This is a genomic window from Bacillus sp. Brlt_9 (assembly GCF_051948935.1).
GTDB lineage: Bacteria > Bacillota > Bacilli > Bacillales > Bacillaceae_G > Bacillus_A.
Map to the genome: position 1 here is coordinate 1 of NZ_JAYJLO010000009.1, position 21843 is coordinate 21843.

General features: G+C 30.1%; 17 protein-coding genes. 16 read left to right on the forward strand and 1 reads right to left on the reverse strand.

Annotated features, from left to right (window positions below; translation table 11 throughout):
• The 16 genes from VF726_RS25375 to VF726_RS25450 all read left to right on the forward strand — a co-directional run.
• The coding region (locus tag VF726_RS25375) for a hypothetical protein (protein ID WP_440172923.1) at positions 1-1138 on the forward strand (1138 nt) is incomplete at its 5' end.
• Entirely contained in the window at positions 1128-3632 is a 2505-nt protein-coding gene (locus VF726_RS25380) for a lanthionine biosynthesis protein (RefSeq protein ID WP_440172924.1), read from the forward strand. The genes VF726_RS25375 and VF726_RS25380, both read left to right, overlap by 11 nt.
• 6 nt (positions 3633-3638) lie before the next feature.
• Positions 3639-4361 (forward strand): ABC transporter ATP-binding protein, encoded by a 723-nt coding sequence (locus VF726_RS25385; RefSeq protein ID WP_001974674.1) that lies wholly within the window; start codon positions 3639-3641, stop codon positions 4359-4361.
• 14 nt (positions 4362-4375) lie between these two features.
• Positions 4376-5122, forward strand: a complete 747-nt coding sequence (locus tag VF726_RS25390) for an ABC transporter permease (protein ID WP_001974676.1) — start codon at positions 4376-4378, stop codon at positions 5120-5122.
• Between the two features lie 5 nt (positions 5123-5127).
• The gene (locus VF726_RS25395) at positions 5128-6618 is read left to right on the forward strand and encodes a hypothetical protein (protein ID WP_440172925.1); all 1491 of its coding nucleotides are present in this window, start codon (positions 5128-5130) and stop codon (positions 6616-6618) included.
• Entirely contained in the window at positions 6615-8339 is a 1725-nt protein-coding gene (locus VF726_RS25400) for a YcaO-like family protein (protein ID WP_440172926.1), read from the forward strand. Before VF726_RS25395 ends, VF726_RS25400 begins: the two co-directional genes overlap by 4 nt.
• A 14-nt stretch (positions 8340-8353) precedes the next feature.
• Complete coding sequence (locus VF726_RS25405) at positions 8354-9607, forward strand: hypothetical protein (protein WP_440172927.1); 1254 nt, start codon at positions 8354-8356, stop codon at positions 9605-9607.
• Between the two features lie 46 nt (positions 9608-9653).
• Complete coding sequence (locus tag VF726_RS25410; protein ID WP_440172928.1) at positions 9654-10520, forward strand: thiopeptide-type bacteriocin biosynthesis protein; 867 nt, start codon at positions 9654-9656, stop codon at positions 10518-10520.
• Entirely contained in the window at positions 10501-11232 is a 732-nt protein-coding gene (locus VF726_RS25415) for a SagB/ThcOx family dehydrogenase (protein ID WP_002195054.1), read from the forward strand. The genes VF726_RS25410 and VF726_RS25415 overlap by 20 nt, the downstream gene beginning before the upstream one ends.
• Before the next feature lie 11 nt (positions 11233-11243).
• The gene (locus VF726_RS25420) at positions 11244-12125 is read left to right on the forward strand and encodes a hypothetical protein (protein ID WP_440172929.1); all 882 of its coding nucleotides are present in this window, start codon (positions 11244-11246) and stop codon (positions 12123-12125) included.
• Positions 12126-12670: 545 nt separating this feature from the next.
• The gene (locus tag VF726_RS25425) at positions 12671-13309 is read left to right on the forward strand and encodes an accessory gene regulator B family protein (RefSeq protein WP_002195056.1); all 639 of its coding nucleotides are present in this window, start codon (positions 12671-12673) and stop codon (positions 13307-13309) included.
• Entirely contained in the window at positions 13278-13451 is a 174-nt protein-coding gene (locus tag VF726_RS25430; protein WP_071716189.1) for a cyclic lactone autoinducer peptide, read from the forward strand. The genes VF726_RS25425 and VF726_RS25430 overlap by 32 nt, the downstream gene beginning before the upstream one ends.
• 127 nt (positions 13452-13578) lie before the next feature.
• Complete coding sequence (locus VF726_RS25435) at positions 13579-14877, forward strand: sensor histidine kinase (protein WP_440172930.1); 1299 nt, start codon at positions 13579-13581, stop codon at positions 14875-14877.
• A 13-nt stretch (positions 14878-14890) separates the two neighbouring features.
• A complete protein-coding gene (locus VF726_RS25440) occupies positions 14891-15625 on the forward strand; it encodes a LytR/AlgR family response regulator transcription factor (RefSeq protein ID WP_002195059.1) in 735 nt (244 codons plus the stop codon).
• A gap of 190 nt (positions 15626-15815) precedes the next feature.
• Positions 15816-19034: a leucine-rich repeat domain-containing protein gene (locus VF726_RS25445; protein WP_440172931.1), complete on the forward strand. Its 3219-nt coding sequence runs from the start codon at positions 15816-15818 to the stop codon at positions 19032-19034.
• A 144-nt stretch (positions 19035-19178) separates the two neighbouring features.
• Positions 19179-20042 (forward strand): GNAT family N-acetyltransferase, encoded by an 864-nt coding sequence (locus VF726_RS25450; RefSeq protein WP_440172932.1) that lies wholly within the window; start codon positions 19179-19181, stop codon positions 20040-20042.
• 103 nt (positions 20043-20145) lie between these two features.
• Here the strand turns inward: VF726_RS25450 and opuD are convergent, their stop codons facing one another.
• On the reverse strand, positions 20146-21696 hold the full coding sequence (gene opuD / locus VF726_RS25455) for a glycine betaine transporter OpuD (RefSeq protein WP_440172933.1): 1551 nt from the start codon (positions 21694-21696) through the stop codon (positions 20146-20148).
• Positions 21697-21843: the final 147 nt, after the last annotated feature.

The following is a 21843-nucleotide window of genomic DNA, read 5'->3' on the forward strand; positions in this document are numbered from 1 at the left end:
GAAACAACAGCGAGTAGTGGAACAAGTAGTTGTTCAGCGTCATCAACATGTGGATCATCGTCGTGCTGCGGTTCATGCTAAGGTTTCAAATATCCTAAAGATTATGAAGGGAATTCAAATGAAAGATATAAGAATATATAATTACAAAAAATCACAAGATCATTATATTATTCGTTTATTAAGAGAATATACTAAAGACATAGGAGCATATTATATTGCTCGCTCGTGGGAACATGGTCCACATATAGTTGTAACTTTTAGTGAAACGGTGCCTTTGGAACAGATACTTGTATTGAAAAATAATATACAACAACAAATAGATCAAATTTCAATAGACCCAGAGCAGTATGAAGAGATAAAGAGTAAATATCAGAAAAGTCTAGAGACCATCGCTTTATTAGAAAAAAAAGAAGCGGGTAACGTTTTAAAAGAACATGGTACTGTCGAAATTCAAGAAAATAAGTTTGTATACTACAATCAAGAACTAACTAATGTAATACATCAAGCTCGTATTCAGTTACAACCTATTTTAGAAGAGACATACTTATATCTATATGAAAATGAAATAAAACCTGAAGTAATGTATCCAGCTTTATTTCATGCTGTTTCAGAATGTTACAAAGTAGATGGTGCAAATAAAGGGTATTTCTCTTTTATATCTCATGTTCAAGGATTTTTAGAGCTCTCTAAAAATCAATCATTAAAATATACAGAGAGTGGATTTGAAATGTTTTTTGAAAAAAACATTTCTGAAGTTCAAACGTTTGCTAACGAGCATCAAGATTTTATTGCTAGATGGCAACGAGAGTGGCAACTAATATTTGAAAGTTATGCAGAAAAAATTATTGAAAATATTGATAAACAATATCTTAAGGATCTAGAAACAACATTTTCGGAATTAGAAGGGAAATTTAAAAATGATTTTCATAGCAAGTTTGCTATGTATGCTAAGAATACAAATTTTGCTTCAAACCAAAATGCAACAGTATATCGATTCTTAATTAATATTCTCTATCTTTCGTTTCCCTTTTTGAAAATCAGCGCATTAAAGAAACAATTATTTATTTATATGGCTTATCGGTTTACAGAAACAACCTATAACATAAATTGGAGAAAGGAGATTTCTCTTGAAATATGAGATTTTAAAAAACCCAATAGTTCTGTATAGAGGAAGTGACGTTACAAAAGGTTGGTACAATGAAATGATGGCAACATCAGCTTCATTACAGGATGTATTACATGTCATAAAAAAAAATGAAGATCAATTAGCAATAATTAAAGAAAGACTAATTGTTAAGATTGAAAATGAATTTGCTTTAGTAAAAGAGATGAGTTTATTAAATTTAAAAAGAGATATTCATAACATAAGGATAGGTCGTATAGAGAAATATATTAAAATATGTAAAAATACTGAATTGAAATCTATGCTTGGGAATTTTGTTGACCTATTAGCACAAAATGCAAAACTTACTGAAGAACTTGCTGAGGAATACACACGTGTATTGAAAGCTAATAGAGAAATTTTGCAAAAAAGTATAGATGATGAAGAAGTTTTAAAATCTATCGTATTTTATAATAATGAAATTTATCAAAAAATTAAGAAATATACAAGTGAAGAAGTTGAAAAACATAGTAAGAAATTAAAGAAATTGGATTATTTTCTTCTGAAAATGTTAGTTCGTTCTTCAATGAAAACAAGTCCATTTTCTCATCTAACAAAAACAGGACTGGTCTCTAACACGGAAGAGATTGAATTTGAAAAAACATCGTATAGTGAATTGAATCATGCGGTTATTTTACAAACGATCCACCGTTATCTACGAAGTAATGAACAAGCATTACAACGTATTCCAGTGAAAGTAGAGAACTTTGGAAGCAAAGAACAAGGTATTTATTATGTGACACAAAATGATGTGGAACAATCAAAGAAAGTATTAGAGACTAGCGATAAATTTGTTGAATATAAACTTGATGAAAAGTTAATTCAATTTTTACATGAAAATAAACAGAAAGTAATTGGGTTTGAACAATTTAAACAAATAGCAAGCAAGATTACGATTTACCAAGGCAAAGAACTTCAATTATTTCGTAAGTTAGTCGAATTGAAGTTATTACGACAGTGTATAACAATTCCAAATAATAGAGGGATCATTACTTCTATCATTCAATTTTTAGAAGAATATGAAGTAGGAAAAGAAATAATACCTTTATTAGAAGAGCTACATGCTGCATTACATTCTTTTGAGAAAAGTAGTTCTTTTGAGCGGATCAATGATTGGAATGAAATAAAAAGAATTCTCTCATTACTACAAAAAGGGGATAAAAAGATTGGTAGTGAGATTATATATGAAGATGTAATCTTTAAAGATGTTCGAAAAGATACCATTACACCTAAGATTCGTAAATCTTTTTTAGAGGGGCTAGCTGATTTCATCTTATTATTTGATGTCAATGTGCGTGTTCAATATGAGATAGCTCAATTATTTTATGAGAAATATGGAAAAAGTACTGAAAAACTATCGAATAGTAATTTGTTAAATGAAGTTTTCTTTCGTGAAATTCATCAATTTTATCCATATTATCAAAACCAGAAATATCGTTATAAAGAAGCGAAAGCAAAAGAAATTCAGCAGTTGGATGAACTTCGAGATCAATTTTTGAAAGAATTTGAATCGCTTATTTTAAACGTAGATCAATCAGTAGAAGTAATCGATATTGAACTGTTAATCGAAAAATATACGAGCCTTATTCCAGAATATATAAAAAAGGATAGTAATATTTCTTATACACTATTTTTGCAAGAAACAACTGATGAAAATATTGTGCTTAATAATGTATATGATGGCCAAGAAAAATTCATATCACGATTTAAAGATTTTTTCATGCCGCATTATGAAACAAAGGAATATTCGAACTATATAGAGCGTGTACTTAATGAAGATAACTGTTACGAGGTAGATGAATTATTTGGATTTAACGGTGGAATTCATGAAAGAAAATCTCATAATATCGTCAATTTAGATGTAGGTTATCAACGATTTAATCATAAGGATGCGAAGCAAGTAAGAGATTTTAAAGTACGTTATAACACAGAAAAGAAAAAAATAGAATTTTTAGATGATAATGACAAAATATGTAATTTAGTGTATAAATCATCACTTGTTCCAATGTTTTTACCTGGTATTTTATCTGTTATGTTGTATCTATTTCAATCAGGGAGATTAAATTTTGATATTACTTCGCTGGTAAAAGAAGAAAATTATGTGCCACGAATTACGTTTGGTAATGTAGTTTTATCAAGGAAAAAATGGAAGGTGATAATGGAAGATCTAAAGGGCATTTTAGAATCAAAACTAGAAGCACATGAATTATACGAGGAATTAAATGGGTATTTCAAGCAAAAACAATTACCAAAACAATTTTTCCTTAAACATTATCGTCAAAATGGAGATTTTATGGTAGAAAAACCAATCTTTTTTGATATTGAATCACCGGTCATCATGAAGTTCTTTATACATGAGATCCAAAATGCGATTGAAAATTCAGGAGCATTATATATAGAAGAAGTTTTGCCAGAAGCAAATATCCCACTTAATGAATATTTGGTTGAATATTCGTTCAAAAAGGAGTAGATAAAAATGTTAAATATAAAAGTAAAAAATATTCACAAATCATATGGAGAAAAAAAGGTTTTAAAGGGATTAAATTTCGAAGCAAAACAAGGAGAAGTTATTGCTGTTATTGGTAAGAATGGTGCAGGAAAATCAACCTTTTTAGAAACACTTATGACAATCCGAAAGTATGATGACGGAGAAGTTATTTTATTTAATAAGAATCTTAAAGCATTAAGTGGAAGTGATTTAGATAGTATAAAGGAAAACATATCTATTGTGTTACAATCTACTAATTTTTATAAAAATTTAAAGGTGATAGAACTATTACATCTATTTAAATCTTATTATGGTAAGTCTATAAATGTTGATGAAATTATTGAAAATTTCCAATTAGAAGAGCATCGAAAAACATATTTTGATAAATTATCTGGTGGTTGGAAGCAAAGAGTAGCATTAGCAATAGCTTTTATGACTAATCCTAAGCTTATTATTTTAGATGAACCAACAACAGGGCTGGATCCACATATGCGCGATGTGTTATGGAAAAACATTATTAAATACAATAAAGAACAAAATGGAACAGTATTATTATCAACACATTATATGGATGAGGTAGAACGTTATTGTGATAAGGTACTTCTTATTAATAATGGAGTAGATGAAGTATTTGATACGCCAAAGAATATTTTGAAGAATGAAGGGCATCAATCAATTAATGACTTTTATTTATCACAAGTAGGAGTATAAAAGGAGGAGTAAATATGCTTGTTACACAATTAAAATATGATCTTAAAATGTTTTTTAGAGAACTCTTTTATTTAGTCTTCACAGTTATTATGCCACCAGCATCATATGTGTTTATGGGACAGCTATTTGACAATAAGGTTTATGGAGACAATTTGAATTATGTACAATTTTACACACCATCATTTATTATCTTAATTACATTTTCAGTTGTTTTCTTCGCATTTGGTTTTGATCAAGTAATGAATCGTTCATTAGGGATTGAAAAGCGAATTAGTGTAGCTCCTGTTAATGCACAATTGTTACTCATGTCAAATATTTTAAAATCTATTATTATTACATCTTTAGGATTTACAACAATTTTAATAATTGGAATGACTGTATACGATCTATCATTAGAATGGAAAACTTTATTATTTTCTTACCTTGCATTTATCGGAATTAATGCGATTTTATTAACAATATCTTCAGCTATTTATTCATTCTTTAATGAAATGAAAAGTGCATTAGTATTTTCAATTGTTATTTTCCAAGTAGTCATGTTTACTGGAGATTTTACAATGCCAATCGCAAGCAGCCCTAAGTTCGTACAATATATTGCAAAAGCGAATCCAGTTTACCATATTAACCATATTTTCATTGATATTTGGAACCAAATGTTTGAGTTAAACAGTAAAACAGTTTACTCTATCGCTTATGTTATCGTAGTCTTTTTAATCGCATTAGGAGTAATTGTAGGGAGAGCTAAAAAACAGAGAGGATGAGATAATTGAACTATTTAAAGTATAGAAGTGCTTTTCGATTCTATTATAAAGATAATAAAATGTTTTTTGTGAGTCACAATCAAAAATTCACAATTAAAATTGATGAAGAAGAATATGTGAAAATTCATCGAATGTTAGGAGTCTTTGCAGATGGGTTAGAGGAAAAGCAGGCATATGAAGCATATCCTCAATATAAGAAGATTATAGATTTTCTAAGAAAAATTGGCATGATCTACTCGATTGATCGGGCATTGCTAAGGAAACATCAAGATAAACTATACTATCCAATTATTGAAACACAATCAAATTCAATTACAGATGATTTAAGTGTAATTGAAGCATGTACAGTAGAAATTAGAGAGGATTTTTTAGCTGCTACTGAAATTGCTAATTTATGTGACATGAATGATGTATCATATAGACTACTAAAACATAGTGAAGAAGATCTAGTTGTTTCAATTAATAATTCAAGGATAAAAGTAATAAATAATTTTTTAAACGCTAATAATGAAATAATTATTGCGCCTAAAGAAAAAAGTAAGCTCCTATATATGAGAGAAAAAAGTGTGAGTCGCGATAAAATCACACCGAAATTACTATCAAAATTCAATTTTTATAGTTTAATTGAAGCAATCATTTTGAGAGAAGAAGAATCCGTATTTCTAATTAATGATGAATTAGAAGTGAAAAAGAAAAAGTGGTTTAACCTTAATTCTTTTAATACGAAAGAGCAGCTTACAGAAGAGTTAAGTGATTCAGATTCTATTAAATCATTAAATGCCTTGGAGATTTTCTTAGATACGTATTGCTCAAGGATTCAGTCTTTTAATGGGAATCCTGAGTACGGTATTTACAATCAGTTGCCTTTACAAGTATTTACAATACAGTATTACTCTACTGATAACAAACTTGTAAATATGTATTTAGCTGACTTAAATTATGAGCGACTTAGTAAATATGTAACTGAAGTGGTTTTTGCCGAAGTATTAAGGGAAAGTTATGGAAACCATTATACAATTTTGCAAAATGAAAAGATAATTCATGACACTGTTAATAGTTATACAAATAAAGTTGTAAAGAAAGTGGAGTTAGAGGAGTTAGAAGAGTTTGAAACGATCCAAGAATTGTTAGCTGAGAGAAATATTGCAGTATATACTTCTATTGAATTGCAAGATGATGGTAAATATCGTATTCGTATTACAGATCAGCAGCTAGACAAGGTTTATCAATATAAGATTCCTATTTATCAGCTAGAGTACATTCCAGGAGTGATTTATACATTTATAAGTTCAATTGAGAATGGGATTGAGTTAGAAAAAGCAGGATTTTTTGAATTAGAACTTATAAATCAAAGAAGGCTAAATGGAAATTATGGAAGTGCAGAGCATAATGTGAATGTACTTAATAGGAATAATATTTCATGGAATCATACGAATATAAGCTCTATTCTTAAAGAAATAGGATTCGCATATAATGTTTGGGAGATGAGAGCATGAAAGTAAAATATATAACAGATTTAGCTAATTATCATGAAGTAGGAATTGGAGAAATATCAGTTTACTTTAATAAACAATTTATATTTATTGGTCCTATTCGCACCTATAGTTCTGCTTGTTTTAATTGTTTTCAAGAACGAGTAAAAGAGCAGAAATTAAGTGAATATTATTTTTCTACTGCTAAGCATTTGGCACTTAATGATGTGGAAGAAGAGATCGTAAAATCATATTTAGAAAAAATTGCAGATGAAGAAGAACAAGGCATCATTTATATTTTTAATCGAATTACAAAAGAATGTGAATTAGTAAGCACATTTAAAAGAGGAGATTGTCTACACTGTTCATCTGACGATATCAATTATGTAAAGAGAGATAGTAAGAAAGAAGGATATCTATTTGAAAAATTAAACCCTCGTCAAGATAAATGGGAGAATGTAAAAAATCGATTACAGAAGTTTAAACCACTTCTTTATAAAAATAGGTTCTCTTTAATTAATAGAATCAATAGATCTGGTGATTCTTATGGATTACCTATGGTAGAAACAGAGGTATATTATAAAAATGTTTCTATGCTATCTTATGGTAGAACAAGTACATATGAAAAATCGCGTTACACAGCTATTTTAGAATCATTAGAACGTTATGCAACTGCTTTTCCATATAAAAGATCTCCTTACCATTTTCGGGAGAAGGAGAATGAAAATATTGATTTAAAGATTTCAGAAATCATTGAGTTAAATAATCTTGAGACGGGTGAATATAGTGCGGATACTCCTATCTATTATACAGAGGTAGATGCCTTGCATAAGAGAAAGAAAGCATTAATCCCAGAGCAAATTGTGTATTTTGATTCACATCATTCTTCGGATGAGAAGCGATATATTTTTGAAAGCTCGAATGGAAGTGCATTAGGATCTACTCTTGAAGAGGCAAGTTTATTTGCAATGTTGGAATTGTTTGAACGTGATTCTTTCTTATGTACATGGTATGGAAAAATCCCGCCAATCCGCATTGAAACAGAGTCTTTAAAATCATCAAAGATTCAAAACTATATAGTAGCTTTGCAAAAGAAAGGTATTAAAGTTCATGTTTTTGATATTTCTATAGAATTAAAAATTCCTACAATATGGGTATTACTTGAAAAGCAGGATCCTAAAGAAAGTGATATGGCATTTTATACAGCTGCAGCTACATCGTTTGATTTAGAAGATGCAATTGAAAAAGCATTAATTGAAGCAACAACTGCCATTTCTGTATTTTCTAATTTATTCCGAGGAGAAGATTTTCAACAGAGAAAAAAAATGCTTTTAAAGGATCCAACTAAGGTAAGTAGACTAGAAGATCATTTATTACTGTATTCTAATCAAGAAATGAGATCATATTTAGAATTTGCACTTAATACGCCATATCATATAACAGATGATGAATTAGAAAAATATTATTTGGAATTTAACGGGAAATATACGGAAGTATTAGAGTATTTCCATGGAAAAATATTAGAAATTTCAGATAAGGCGTACCGAGCAGCTACAGAAAATATGAATTTAAATGAATTAGGGTTTGTTAATGTGAAATATGTTGTCCCTAAAATGTTAACAATGACATTTGGGCATCAAAATAGAAGAATCGTGAAATCAAGAGTGGAAAAAGCAATAGCGTATAAGGGAAGAGGGTATGTGGATACAGAGTGGATGGAAAAAATCCCACATCCATTTCCATAAGGAGATGTATGAGAATGGATCAGTCTTTTTTATCTAAATTTTCCGATGATAGGTATGAGTATTTCTCGTATGGAGAGTGGATTTCTCCACATAGATATTTTTATAGAAGGAAAGAACAAAGATATTTCGAGAACCTAGAAAGAAAAATCGAATTAAAGGAAGCAGATACTTTCGAAAAACTCTTATATTGGGTGTTCAATATGTTAGAAGTTATTCATCGAGTAGATTTTGCTAGTAAATATTATTTTCACACCTTAACACCAAAGGCTAGGAATCATCCATCGATTCGTGTAGCCGTGGTTCATCATAATACAATGTACTCTTTTTGCCCAATCACAAACGAAATTATAATGAATAAGAACAATTTAGTGAAAGTTAACCCGGGAGAAACGTATATTCTATTGTTTTCTGATGATAGTAAGACTCAATTTTTGTATGGTGAATTTCATAAGATGCTTTCGGCTCTAAGTGTGGGACATGCCATGTTTAACATTGAATACGCAATGCAGCAAATAGACGTATCGTATGATTACTGTTCTGAATTATTAATGACAACTGAAATGAAAGAGTATTTTAGAGGTAACTATATTACAATTCCGATTGCAATGAAAGTAAATTTGAATAATTATAACGTTACAGAACCGATAAATCACGATCAAAATTATATGAATCATTCTTTTTCGTCTCATAATCTAACTAATCTAGGGGAAATGATGAATCTATTTACTATATCGGATTTTCGGGCTAGATCATCCAATCAAGTGAGAAGTGGAGATGTTATTTTTAATAGAAGTTTATCGGAAGAATCATTTACAAGTATAATTTATTATTTGAAGGAATGTATAAATAGTACACCAATTGAACTGTATTTTTACATTAATGATGTTAAAAATTTCAAAAGAGGGTACTATCGTTTGAATAGGAAAGGCTTAATTTTTGTAAGTAAAGCAAATTGTCATTTGGAATATAAAGATATACTGAAAGAGTATCATGAGTATATAAACTTTACCGGAATTAATTTCTGGTGTTTTATGAATATTCCTGACTATAAAGAAATAAAGGATATACAAATTGTTTTCCATACAATGGGGATGTTAGCACAATTTCTCTCTACCTATATGGCAAAGGCGGGGTATTCTTCTAGATGTTTAAAAAATTATAATGATCGATATATAAAGTTAAAAGTAGGTTTGGGTTCTAATGATTTAATTGGTTATTCGGTAGTAGCGTTTCAAAATAGAGGAGAAGTAGGTTCATTCTATATATAAAGATATAAAAATTCTAATTAAAATAAAATAGAAGGGGTGAAAGAGAATGTGGACATCAAAACATATTTTTATTCATGATTATAAGCTAGTGGATGTGTTTCTACAGGAGAATCTTCTACCATTAATTAATAGATACGCTTTAGATAAGTGGTTTTTTATTCGGTATTGGCAAGGGGGACCACATATACGTTTGAGGTATAAGATTAAGGAACTGCAAGTGAAACATGATTTTGAAAAAGAATTAGAAGATACATTAAGAGACTTTCAGTTGGAGTATCAGAATGAAAAATTCTCTGAAGTGTCTTATGATGATCGAGTTGTTCAATTAGAAGGGGTCAAGGATTTAAAAGTATATCCTAATTTTTCTATACAAGATATTTTATATGTTCCAGAAGTAGCGAGGTATGGTGGAGAAGAGGCTGTTTCATTCTCAGAAGAATTATTCTCATATTCTTCTGAATTGGCGAGTTATGTAATTCAGGAGATAGCTTGGCCTAAGAGGTATATTATAGCGTTTGATGTGATGTTTTATAGTTATAAAATGGCTGAAAAGCTTGGAATTGCTCCAGCAAGAGAAGTATTTTTTAGTAACTATAATCAAGTTTGGAGTTCTTTTAAAGATAGAGAAGAATTAAGTAAGATACAAGGTTTATTACAAACAAGATTAGAGCAGCTTGAGAACAAAGAAAGTATTCCCAAGGTATATAATAAGTATTTTGAGAGTATGGAGAATAATCTTAAATTAATTATGGAACATCAAAATGTTTATACAAAAGAAACGATGTATTACATTTTAATTTCTCACATTCATATGTTAAATAATCGTCTAGGTTTATCACCACAAAATGAATACTTACTATCAAGGGTATTTTTGAAAAAAGGGGATTATTCAAATGAAGTTATGGGACTTTAAGGTAGATGTAGCACCAAAGTTTATTGACTATCATTATGCATCAATAAATGATCCAGCTTATACAATGACGCAAGTCTATAAACATCGGGAACGAACTCCTACTATCGAGAAACAGTCTAATAGTGTCCCTTTAGAATATAAAATCCAAGAAGAAAATGAATTTGAAAAAATATTATTAAATCGTCATTCATGGCCTATGCCATTTTTAAACAACCAACATATCAATTTAGACTTGATAGCAAAATTTTCGCAATTGGCCTTTATTGGAAATTCTAAAAGGAACCGTAATTATCCTTCAGGTGGAGCGCAATATTTAGTCAACATTCATTATTTGTTTAATAATAACCGAGTAGATCAGGATGTTATACAAGCGGGAACTATTTGTAGACTTAATATGGATAATCACACCTTAATAGGTGAAAGATTTGTCGATTGGGATATTATTCGAAAAGCATTTATTGCACAAGCAGGAGCAGCTACAGCACAGTTCGCCATAGTATTAAGTGTAGATTTAATGAAAATCTCTGAGAAATATACGGATATTTCATATAAGCTTGTTCAGCAAGAAGCGGGACATATTGGACAAAATATACAACTCGTAGCTGAGTATTTAAATATTAAATCTTTGCCCCTAGGTGGCTTTTATGATAATGCAATGAATAAACTCATAGGGAATTCTAAAACAACTTTATATACACTTTTATTAGGGTAGGTGGCTAATATATGTACATGTTAAAACAAAAATATTTTCTAACAGAGAATAATAGTGTTATTACTATTGAAGATATTATTGCTAAAAAAATTGTGTGTGCTTTCCGTGCTAAACAATTAAATTATAATATTTTAGAAAAATTATTTTATATGGGCATAGGGAAAGAATTTGTGTATTCAAAGGAAATAAAGGAACATTATTTTGTTAAACAAGTTCAAATGAAATATCCAGAATTATTTTATTTTTGTAATTCAACACAGGAAGCAGAAATATGTATAGCAGTAAGACAAAATTTATTAACGATGAAGGATGTATTTATTTCATCAAGATCTTTCGAAAAAACATTTCAATATTTAGGGGAATATATCGAAGGAAAAAGAAGTTCTAAAGTATTGTTAATTACGAGTGAAGATAAGTATAAATCTTTATTTAAAATGTTAAAAGAAATATCTTTTATAGAAATTGAAAAGAACGATAAGGTAGATTTTGAATCTTTACAAGATTATGGGATTGTAATGAGTGATTTAACACATTATGAGTCTCTACAGCAAATGGAACACTTGAAAACAAAGGTGTTGGTATTTGATGTAGATAAAGAAAACATTGAAGTTGGACCAATAGTTTTTACAGAGACATTTATTTTACCTAAATTAGAATTTAAGAAACAAAGTCTTTCCTCAATTCAATTTTCAGATGAAGCACTATTGTTCTTTTTTATTCAAAGAATATTATTTATTAATGCGTTTGAATTGTATAATGAAATTGCAGAAAATATTCAAGTACCAATCCGAAGTCAGTTGAGTATTAACAAATTAACTTTGGAGGGATATAGTAAAAATATAATTTTATATCCTAAAACTGAATATCATAGAGAGATGTACTTAGCAAAATGAAGAGAAATATGAATAGAACTTTAAAGTAAGGGTTCCCTAAAAATTGTGAAATTTAGTGATAGATTCAAGGAAGAGGGGACTCTTTTTAGTATAAGGTGGAATGTAATGATATAAGTATAGCGTTTATTGCCTGATTAACATTGGCGTATATGAAAGTATGTAGAATATAAATGATTCAACTTCATAAACGATTTAATTTATAGTATTATTCTCCAATGAAGTATGACAACATAGTTGTTGTCTCACTTCATTGGAGAATAAATAGATCTAGTAAACATATATGAAAGAAAATTTTTGATTAAGGATATAGTTTTCTATCGTAATGAGACGTGCTAAAAGCCAAATAGTAAACTTAAAATCCCCCATTAAGGAGCACCCCTTAATGAGGGATTTTTTTGTATTTTAGCAGATAAGTCAATTTTTAATACACTTATGAAATGAATAGAAAAAAGGAATTCACAATTAGGATGAAAAAAAACTAACATATTATAAAAATCAATCCTTTTAGTATACAGCTTGTATTATTGGTTACAGAGGTGATAAACATGAAGGAAGAGGTAGGAATTGAAGTTAATTTGACGGAAGAAATTGCTAGTAAAATAGCCCTTTGGACCAATAACAACTGCAAAGGTGGACAAATTGAATATTTAAAAATGAAATTAGGTATTGAGACAATTCTCATTAATTTTTCAAAAGCTATATTTGTTTATGGAATGGCTATTTTGTGTGGGGTATTGTTTCAGACTTTCATTTTGCATAGTGCGTATTTTGCAGTAAGAAGAGTCTCTTTTGGATTACATGCGAAATCAAGCGCTCATTGTACAATAATTAGTGTCATTTTGCTTGTTGGTATGTCTTTAATAGCTCCGTATATTGTGTTAAGTAATTATTCAATTTTAGGCTTAAGCCTCATATTTATCCTATGTTTATATCGTTATGCACCAGCTGATACAGAAAAAAATCCTTTAATAGGATTAGATAGAAGAAAAAAATTAAGAAAAGAAGCTATTGTAACATGTTTATTTATTATATTTATTGCGTTAATTGTTCCTAATCAAATGATCAAGTCTTTACTTGTTTTAGGTATCGCTCTACAAATAGTGTTTATTTTACCGATTACATACAAACTATTAAAAAGGGGTCGAAATAATTATGAAAAATATGAAGAAGAGATTAATGGATGAAGTGAAGTATAATGTATCAAAAGCACTTGGATATATTGCAATCAAGAGTGGGGAAGCAGCAACTGAGAAGTTGTGTATAGGATTTGGATATGAACCGAGCGTCCCTACTGAATTACTGAAACTAAATAAAGAAAAAGAATAGTGTTAATTCCAAAAAGATTATTTTGAAGATTTAATATTCTGAAAAGATTTTTTTTGAGTGGATAGTTTGAAGTTAATTGGTAAGAATTGTGATATAATGATATGAAAAAACATAGAGGTGGTATTGTTTGTATGATTTTTTCATTATATTTATGGAAATGTTAGCAATCGGCCTATCCATTCATATTTTGCATGAAAATAGATTGAATATAAAGTTTACATTAAGTATGGTATTAGTGACTCAAATTATAGGATATTTTATTTATAGTAAAATGGGTATTTTAGGTGTCTTTTTTATAATATTATTTATTCTTATTAGTTTAGTCATAAAAACAAGAAGTATCTTTTTGAGTATTATTATTCCTGTTATTTCATTTATTCTACTGGTTATAAGTGAATATGTGGCTCAATTGGTCAATTTTTATTTTCTAAAAAAAACGGTAGTTATGATGAAAAGTAATTCGATGGACTTGATATTACTAGGATTAGAAATTTTTGTGATACTCCTTCTCTTAACATTAGCTGTCAAAGCTGTATGGGGAAAATTGAAAATATATGACATATTTAATAAAAGATATGGTATTTTAATTGCAATTTTAGTTATTATGACATTTATCATTTTTTATGTGAATATATTGATGGGAGAACAGCAGGGATTTACAAAGGAAAATATTCAAATCAATAGTATATTATTTTCTTTTTATTTTCTTTTATTGCTTGTTGTTTTTTTTGTTTTGACACGAATTATAATAAAAGAAAATAATATTAAGAATCAACAATTACAATACGAAAGATTACAAGAATATACAGCAAATCTAGAAGAACTATATACAGATATGCAAAAGTTCCGGCATGATTATATTAATATTCTTTCTACTATGTCTGAGTATATTCGTGAAAAGGATGTTGAAAGTTTAGATCGCTATTTTAACGATAAAATTATGCCGATTAGTCAAGGAATGCGATCAAATAATTACAAACTTGGAGCATTGAAAAATTTGAAGATTCAAGAAGTAAAAGGGATATTGTCTTCAAAATTAATCAAGTCTCAAGAATTGAATATCGATACTGTTATTGAAGTAGTAGAACCGATTGAAAATATAAATATGGACTCTATTAACTTATGTCGATGTCTTGGTATTGTGCTTGACAATGCAATTGATGAAGCGCAGTTATGCCAAAATCCGACTATACGTGCAGCTGTAATGAAAAGGGAAGGATCAGTCCTTATTGTTGTAGCGAATACTTGTCGTTCAAATGTACCTCCACTATATAAGATTTATCAAAAAGGTTTTTCAACAAAGGGAGAAAAGCGTGGATTAGGGTTAAGTAATTTGAAAGAAATAGTTGCAAAGTACGAGTATGTTATTTTGGATACATATACAAAAGATGAACATTTTATACAGGAATTAGAAATATTTGAGTAGGAGGGAGAGTTACATGTTAGAAATATTTATTTGTGAAGATGAAATAGAACAAAGGGAGCGTCTTAAAAAATACATAGAAAATTATATTATGATCGAGAATTTAGATATGAAAATTGTAGTTTGTACTGGAGAACCACAAGAAGTTATTGATTATTTAAAGGAAAATAATTCAACGGGACTCTATTTTTTAGATGTAGATTTACAAGCAGATAAAAGTGGAATTGCTTTAGGTGCAGAAATTCGCCATTATGACACAAGAGGTTCTATCGTGTTTATCACGACACATTCTGAATTGACCTACTTAACGTTCGCTTACAAAGTTGAAGCAATGGATTACATTACGAAAGATGAATTCACTGATATTCAAAAAAGAGTAATTGATTGTATTGATACAGCCAATAAGCGTTATATTACAAATAGACATGGAAACAAGAAAATATTCCAAACAAAACTGGGGGATAAAGTAATTAGTGTTAATTATGATGAAATTCTCTTTTTTGAAACTTCATCTCAACTGCATAAAATTATTTTGCATGGTATGAATAGACAGGTGGAGTTTTATGGGAAGTTAAAGGAGATAGTCGAGTTAGATAGTCGTTTTTATCGCTGTCATAATTCTTATGTGGTGAACAAAGATAATATTGCCGAAATTGATATGAAAAAGCGTGAAGTATATATGGTTAATGGTGAAGTTTGTTATGCATCTAGTCGCTTTTTAAAAGGTTTAAAGAATATTGTTCAGCGATAAGAAGCTTTTTTGAAACTGAATCAGATGAAATATGGAATAACCCCTTTAAAAGGGGTTATTTTTTTGTGAAATTTTTAAGAAGTTTTTGCAAAATATTTATATTTCCAGTTGACATTGAAAATGAAAATCATTATCATTTACTCGAGATATGATTACATTCAGATTTATATATTTTGGAGGAGATGTAAGGTTGAAGAACAATAAAAGAAAACATATAAATGCAATGTTAATAGCGGCGACGTTGTCGTTGCCGTTTGCTACATATTCTACGCCGGCATTGGCGGCTGTAGTAAGTGAAGCGAATAAATCGGGATCCACGTTAAAGGATGGAACTTATGATGTTGTTTTAAAAGCATATAATGGGGCAACAAATGAAGAATCAAGAGCTACATCTTATATAAAGGAACCAAAAGTAACAATTGAGAACGGTAAAAAAACTATAACAGCTACGCTAAATGATAGTGATTTTTTCCAATATCTCAAAATAGAAGATAGTCAAAATCCTGGTACTTTTCATGATGTGAAAGTACTATCAGAAGATAAAAGGAAAAATGGAACGAAAGTTATTCAGTTTGAAGTTGGAGAACTAGGAAAAAGATATAAAATGCAACTGCATGTTTTAATTCCATCTATGGGATATGATGAAAAGTATCAGGTACAGTTTGAAGTGAAATTAGCTAATGGTGATAATACTAATAAGGAAGAGCAAAAAGAAAATCAAACGGAACAAAATGAAGAAGCGAAAAACGTAATAGTTGATACTAAATTACAACAGTATATTAACAAGCTTGTTTTAGAACGTAAGGATCTTAATGCACCTATCACGAAGGAGGATGCTGCTCAAATTAAAGAAATATTAATATATGCTGGAAAAGGTATTAATAGTTTAGAAGGTTTACAACATATGGTTAATTTAGAGAGATTCGTAATATTCGAATCTGATGTGAAAGATATTTCCCCTATATCAAATTTAAAAAAATTAAAAAGCTTAAATGTTGATAGAAGTCAAATTGAAAATATTGAACCTATTGCTCAGTTAGAAAAACTTCAATTTCTATATTTACGAGATAATAAAATTAAGAATTTAAAACCATTGAGTCAGTTAAAAAAGGTGAAAGAGTTAGATGTAATAGGAAATGAAGTTACAGATATTAAACCTTTATTTACGATGCCTTCTTTAGAGAAATTATATATTGCTAATAATAAAATTAGTGACGTAACGGGGATTGAGCAATTAAATAAAGTGAAGTTATTGTGGGCTGGTAGTACTAATATTAATAACCTTGATTCTATTAGTAAAATGGAAAACCTTATCGAACTTTCAATTAATGATGCGGAGATTAGAGATGTAACACCCCTAGCTAAAGTGAAAAATTTACAATCATTGGATTTAGAAGAAAACTATATTTCTGATATATCACCTCTTAGTGAATTGACGAATTTATATGAACTTAATTTAATTGCGAATCAAATTGCTGATGTAAGACCTATTCAAGAGTTTGCAAAGCGTTTTGTAGTTAAAGTGCATAGACAAAAAATCTTCTTAAATGAAGGAGTAGTAAATGAGGACATTAAGATTCCTGTATATGATTTAAATGGAGAGCCTCTTCAAAATATTAGATGGGTAAGTGAAGGAGGCACACATAATAATGGTTTTGTGAAATGGAATAGCCCTGGAGAGAAGGCATATGAATTTAATTTAGAAACAGGTTCTCCAGATCATAAATTACGTTTTAATGGAACTATCATTCAAACTGTAGTTCCAACACAAGAAAATTTAAGTGTTATTCCAGATAAAAAACTAAAAGAGCATATTAATAAAAATAGTTTAGGTAGGACGGATGTAAATACTCCTATTACGAAAGAAGATTTATTAAAGGTTAAAACATTAAAGATAACCGATGGACAGAATAATGGAATAGCCGATTTATCCGGATTAGAGTATATGACAAATTTAGAAGACCTCACATTAGAAAAATTTGAGTTAAAAAATATAGATTTTATCTCGAATTTGAAAAACTTGAAGTCAGTGAATTTAGCGAATAATAAAATAGAAAATTTAGAGCCGCTAGTTAAGCTAGAAAAAATTGAGGCATTAAATATAAGTAACAATAATGCCAAAAATATAGAAACATTATTTACATTAAATTCGTTGAAGAAGTTAAATGTTTCAGCTAATAAAATTAATAATGAATCTTTACAAGGAATTCAACAATTAACGAATTTAGATTCATTAATAGTAAATCATAATAATATTAGTAATTTGGATGAAATCAGTAATATTCCTAAGTTATTTGAACTAGAGATTAAAGAGAATAAAATAGAAGATCTAATGCCATTAACGAAAGCTAAAGAATTAAGGTTTTTAGATTTGTCAGATAATAAAATTAAAGATATAACAATTTTTAGCTCGATGCTAGATCTTATTAAATTAAAATTGCCTGGGAATGAAATTCGTGATGTAAAACCAATTATCCAACTATCCCAATGGAGTACAATTGATCTTAGAAAACAAAAAATTATGTTAGAAGATGCTCAAGTGAATCAAGCGGTGAAAATTCCTGTTCATGATGTGGAAGATAATCCTCTTGAAGATATTACACTGAAAAGTGAAGGCGGAACATTCAATGACGAAGAGGGTACAATTGTGTGGAGTACTCCAGGAGAGAAAAAATATGAGTTTGCTTTTGATGGAACGGATTATTATGAACTTGGCATATGGTTCAGTGGAGAAGTGATTCAAAATATTGTAGAAAAAATTGAGTTACCAGAAAAAGAAGAAGCAAGTAAACCAGAGGCAGAAGTAGAGAAGCCGAAAGAAGAAACAAATAAACCAGAGGCAGAAGTAGAGAAGCCGAAAGAAGAAGCAAGTAAACCAGAGGCAGAAGTAGAGAAGCCGAAAAAAGAAACAAATAAACCAGAGGCAGAGATAGAGAAGCCGAAAGAAGAAACAAATAAACCAGAGGTAGAGGTAGAGGTAGAGAAGCCGAAGGAAGAGTCAAATAAACCAGAGGCAGAGGTAGAGAAGCCGAAAGAAGAAACAAATAAGCCAGGGGCAGAAGTAGAGAAGCCAAAAGAAGAGACAAGTGAACATGTAACAGAGGGTGAAAATATAAATAAGCCAGAAGAAAACGTTAAGAAACAAACAGAGGACTCAAATGAATTAGGAACAGCTAATGTGCAGAAGAATGAAGCGGTACAAGTACCTGCACAAGAACAGGGAGTAGTGAAGCAAGCAACGAAAGAAAATGTGTCAAATAAACAAGTTAGCAAGAAGAAAGAAGAAAGTGAAAAATCTTTAGCAGCAACAGGTGGGCAAGAAAATAATGTATCTTTATTTGGTGGCCTAGCATTAGTTTTATCTGCACTGAGTATGTTTGTGTTTAGAAAAAATATATTTAAAAAATAAATAACGTTTTATTTTATTATATAGTTTTTAAAAGGTGTTATCATGGCGATTTCATTTTGAAATGTGCTTATGATAACGTCTTTTTTATGTTGGAAGGATATGAATGGAAAAAGTATAATAATATTAAAGAAGGAGGGGGAGGGTATGTATATTAGTTCTACTTTAAAGATTGAAGAGATTGCATCATTTATAGCAAGTATGAATAAAGATGCTACTCATCATGTTGGTTATTGTGGAGATGAGAAAGAGGAGTTGTTACATACAATTCTTCATGATTTTTCTGATATAGGATGGGAAAAATCTTTTGTTGTTACTTATGAGGGCAATAAAATAATTGGTGTATTGGGGTTTGATGTGGATGAAGTAAAGAAATGTGCGGAAATATGGGGACCGTTTATTAAAGCAGAGAATTGGGAAGAGGTTGCTTTACTTATGTGGAAGGAACTTATAGAAAAGGTGCCTTTTCATATTGAAAAATTTTATGGTTTTTATCATGTGGAAAATAATAATTGTGCCCGTTTAATGAAGAAATTATATGCAAAAGAACAAGATCGACATAGTATTTTCATTTTAAATAATATTGTGGAGCAACGTATTATATGTAATGTAGAAGAGGCTTTACCACAAGTGTTTGAGCAGTTTATCGCTTTACACAATCATGTTTTTCCTAATACATACTATGAAGGAAATGAAATTATCGAACGTTTAAGTGATACGAATAAATTATTTGTAAGTATGAAGAATGGTAAGTTAGAGGGTTATGTATATGTTGAAGTAAATCCGGAGTTTCACGAAGCGAATATTGAATTTATTGCAACCGCTGAAAATAGTAGAAGAAAAGGTGTCGGAGAGCAGTTATTACAAGGGGCAATTCAGTATATTTTCTCCTTCCAAGAGATGAAAGAGATAGAACTATGTTTGAATACGAATAATGATCGTGCGATGAAGTTGTACAAGAAAGTAGGTTTTGAGGAGAAGGCGTGTTTACAGCACTATATAATAGAGTAAAAAATCCATGCATATGAAAATGATATTTCATATGCATGGATTTTATTAATCTACTCTTTTCCTCATTTATCACGGATTTAGAAGTAATTTGAGGTGCCAATCGTTACATAACCTTTTTTATTTTTTGAGATACTTCTTTTGTTTGCAAATTAACATCTTCTTTTCGAAGCTCCTTAAAGAGCGAAATGACCATAAGAACGACTACGATAGAAAATGGTAGTGCTGCGATTATCGCTGCAATTTGTAGCGCATTTAATCCTCCAGCTTGTAATAAAATAGCTGCGATTATCGCGATTGTTAATCCCCATATAAGTTTTAAACTATTTTTCGGTGATAAGCTTCCGTTACTCGTTTGCATGGAAACAACAAATGTTGCCGAGTCGGCAGAAGTAACAAAAAATGTCGCTACTAAAATTAATCCGATAATTGTTAAAAATGTAGAGAATGGTAGGTGTGAAATAACAGCAAATAATCCAATCTCTGTACCATTTTTGGCAATTTCATCAGCTATTCCAAGCGATTGGAACATTTCCATATGGATAGCGGTACCGCCAAATACTGCAAACCAAAATGTACAGATAAGAGTTGGGACTAATACAACTCCAAAAATAAATTCTTTTATTGTGCGTCCTTTAGAAATACGAGCGATGAATGTACCGACGAATGGAGACCAAGAGATCCACCATCCCCAATAGAAAATAGTCCAGTTTTCAATCCAAGCAGAAGATTTTTCATTAAATGCTCCTAAATTTAACCCCATACTAGGTAAAGCGCCGATATAAGAACCGAGTGTAGATGTGAAATATTTCATAATAAATACAGTTGGTCCTAAAATTAAGAAAGAGACGAGTAAAATACCTGCAAGCGAGAAATTTAAGTTACTCAAATATTTAATCCCACGATCTAAGCCAGTTTGTGCACTTGTTAAATATAAAACAGCGAAGATGGCGATAAGTATGAGCTGTGTAAATAAAGTGTTATGAATAGAAGGGAATAAATAGCTTAATCCTCCGGCGATTTGTTGAGCACCAATCCCAACAGATGGTACAATACCGAATACTGTGGCTAAAACAGCTAAAATATCGACTGTTTTTCCGATAGGAGAATTTTTCGATCGATTAAATAATGGAGTAACTGTAGCCCCAATTGTGCTACCTTTTTGTTTGCGGAATGTGAAATATGCAATTGTTAAAGCAACCATTGCGTATAGTGCCCATGGAAAGAGGCCCCAGTGGAAAAATGAATATTGCATAGCGAGTTTGGCACTTTCCTCTGTACCTGCTTTTCCTGTTAATGGATCTGTAAAATGTGAAATCGGTTCAGCGATTCCATAAAAGAGGAGTCCAATTCCCATTCCTGCCCCAAACAACATGGATAGCCAAGATGGATAACTATACTTTGGTTTTTCTCCATCTTTACCAAGACGAATAGAACCGTATTTAGAAAATGCTAAATACGTGGCTAAAATAATCATTGCAGTCATAAGTAGAGAGTAAAACCATCCAAATTTATTGAGGATAAATGAGTTTAAAGAAGATGTAACGCTTTGTAAATCATAGCCTTGTATCCAACTTGCCGGGGTAATTCCCCATATGATGAATAATGTTGTTAGCAAGATGGAGATATAGAATACACTGTTTTCTTTTTTTATCATAGAATCCCACCCTTGTTTAATAAAGTTAACAATTATATTAATCATAACAATTGAAGGGTTAATTGTCAAAAAATTCGATTTTTAACATGTGTAAAAGGCCAGTTTAATCGCTATAGATTCATAACTATTGGAAGTTAGATAGTGGGG

Bases quoted from the DNA above. Each gene is read 5' to 3' on its own strand.
- VF726_RS25385 (WP_001974674.1), top strand. From the start codon at position 3,639: ATGTTAAATATAAAAGTAAAAAATATTCACAAATCATATGGAGAAAAA.
- VF726_RS25390 (WP_001974676.1), top strand. From the start codon at position 4,376: ATGCTTGTTACACAATTAAAATATGATCTTAAAATGTTTTTTAGAGAA.
- VF726_RS25400 (WP_440172926.1), top strand. From the start codon at position 6,615: ATGAAAGTAAAATATATAACAGATTTAGCTAATTATCATGAAGTAGGA.
- VF726_RS25405 (WP_440172927.1), top strand. From the start codon at position 8,354: ATGGATCAGTCTTTTTTATCTAAATTTTCCGATGATAGGTATGAGTAT.
- VF726_RS25410 (WP_440172928.1), top strand. From the start codon at position 9,654: ATGTGGACATCAAAACATATTTTTATTCATGATTATAAGCTAGTGGAT.
- VF726_RS25415 (WP_002195054.1), top strand. From the start codon at position 10,501: ATGAAGTTATGGGACTTTAAGGTAGATGTAGCACCAAAGTTTATTGAC.
- VF726_RS25420 (WP_440172929.1), top strand. From the start codon at position 11,244: ATGTACATGTTAAAACAAAAATATTTTCTAACAGAGAATAATAGTGTT.
- VF726_RS25425 (WP_002195056.1), top strand. From the start codon at position 12,671: ATGAAGGAAGAGGTAGGAATTGAAGTTAATTTGACGGAAGAAATTGCT.
- VF726_RS25430 (WP_071716189.1), top strand. From the start codon at position 13,278: ATGAAAAATATGAAGAAGAGATTAATGGATGAAGTGAAGTATAATGTA.
- VF726_RS25440 (WP_002195059.1), top strand. From the start codon at position 14,891: ATGTTAGAAATATTTATTTGTGAAGATGAAATAGAACAAAGGGAGCGT.
- VF726_RS25450 (WP_440172932.1), top strand. From the start codon at position 19,179: ATGTATATTAGTTCTACTTTAAAGATTGAAGAGATTGCATCATTTATA.
- opuD (WP_440172933.1), bottom strand. From the start codon at position 21,696: ATGATAAAAAAAGAAAACAGTGTATTCTATATCTCCATCTTGCTAACA.